Raw genomic sequence first — 1,141 nt, 5'->3', positions numbered from 1 at the left:
GCGCTCGCCGAGCGCGGCACCCCGCTGATCACCGACCAGCAGTGGACCATCCGCGACACGAACGAGGGCGTGATCGCGGCGGTCGCCGCCGGCGAGGGCGTCGGCGTCGTCAGCGCGTGGGCCCTCGCGCGCCACGCCCGGGACGGCGTCCGCGAGGTCCGCCTCGAGGGCGACCCGATCGAGCGCTGCCTCTACCTCGTGCTGCGCCGCGACGACGACCTGGCGGCGGCGGCGACCACGTTCGTCGCCCTGGTCCGCGAGCAGACCCAGCTCTGAGGCGGGCCGCCGCAGACCGGATGTGTCCCGGGCCACTCGCCCGGGCATCTGGCTGGCCGACGCTCGAGGAAGGGTGACGATGACCAATCTCGCGACGGCACTGGTCGACGCAGCGGACGAGCACGCCGACCGGCCGGCCCTGCGGCTCGACGACCACGTGCTCACCTACGGGCAGTTCGTCGACACCGCCCGGGCGGTCGCCGGTGTCCTGCGCGGGCGGGGCCTCGAGCCCGGGGACCGGGTGGGGCTGGTGTTCCCCAACGTGCCCGCCTTCCCGCTGGCGTTCTACGGGTCGCTCCTGGCCGGCTGCTCGGTGGTGCCGATGAACCCGCTGCTCAAGGCCCGGGAGATCGAGTACTACCTGAAGGACTCCGAGGCGTCGCTGGTCATCGCCTGGGACGGCGCGGCGGACGCGGCGCGCGAGGCGGGCACGGCCACCGACACCGACGTGCTCGTGCTCGCGGCCACCGGCCCCACCGCCGACCAGCTCGAGGGCGTCGAGGCGGTCGACGGGCCGGCGGAGCGCACCGACGACGACACCGCCGTCGTGCTCTACACCTCGGGCACCACCGGCTCGCCGAAGGGCGCCGAGCTCACGCACGCCAACCTCCTGACCAACGCGCGGACCTCGGCGCGCACGCTGATGGAGATCAGCCCCGACGACGTGGTGATGGGCTGCCTGCCGCTGTTCCACGTGTTCGGGCTGACGTGCGGGCTGAACGCCTCGGTGCTGTCCGGCTCGTGCCTGACGCTGCTGCCCCGCTTCGACGGCGCGAAGGCACTCGAGGTCATCGGGCGCGACCACGTGACCGTCTTCGAGGGCGTGCCCACGATGTACTCGGCGATGCTGCACGTGGCGGACCGC

General features: G+C 73.8%; 2 protein-coding genes. Both read left to right on the top strand.

Annotation, left to right across the window (positions count from 1 at the left end):
- On the top strand, positions 1–276 hold a 276-nt coding region (locus AC0CYZ_RS17170), incomplete at its 5' end, for a LysR substrate-binding domain-containing protein (protein ID WP_472217486.1).
- A gap of 79 nt (positions 277–355) precedes the next feature.
- Positions 356–1,141: AMP-binding protein (locus AC0CYZ_RS17165; RefSeq protein ID WP_472217484.1), on the top strand; the 786-nt coding region annotated here is incomplete at its 3' end.

The sequence above is a fragment of the Actinomycetospora sp. genome, from assembly GCF_055612215.1.
The sequence above is the reverse complement of the archived record's forward strand: the minus strand, read 5'-3'. Positions and strand labels throughout refer to the sequence as shown.